Annotated in this window: 1 protein-coding gene; it reads right to left on the bottom strand. The window is 49.3% G+C overall.

Annotation, left to right across the window (positions count from 1 at the left end; translation table 11 throughout):
• Positions 1 to 473: alcohol dehydrogenase catalytic domain-containing protein (locus tag OCV63_RS17410; RefSeq protein WP_158365459.1), on the bottom strand; the 473-nt coding region annotated here is incomplete at both ends.

The following is a 473-nucleotide window of genomic DNA, read 5'->3' on the forward strand; positions in this document are numbered from 1 at the left end:
GCCAGCTCCGCACGCTTGCCAGCAGTGGAAAGATCTGCCGCATAAATTTTTCTGGCTCCCGCTTTTTTCGCCATCTGCAGTGCCATCAAACCAATCGGACCAAGTCCAAACACCAGTACATCATCTCCCAGATGAATATCTGCTGTTTTGAAAAGATCCATGGCCACACCCATAGGCTCGATCAGTGCGCCTTCCTGAAAACTCATGGTAGTAAATTTCACACACAGCGCCGCAGGAGCAGTGGTGTATTCTGCAAATCCCATGGTTTCCCTTCCACCAATATAATCGATGATTTCACTCGCAGGACCATCCAAATCTACGCGTCCGTTCCGCGCAGCATCCGAATAGGGACGGAATGTGGAGGTTTCAATTACCACAGTATCGCCCACACTTACATTCTGCACATTCTCGCCAATCTTCTCCACAATTCCGGAAAATTCGTGTCCGAAAGGTGTCCATTCTGTAGCGGCATA

The organism is Laedolimicola ammoniilytica (assembly GCF_025567165.1).
Taxonomy (GTDB): domain Bacteria; phylum Bacillota; class Clostridia; order Lachnospirales; family Lachnospiraceae; genus Laedolimicola; species Laedolimicola ammoniilytica.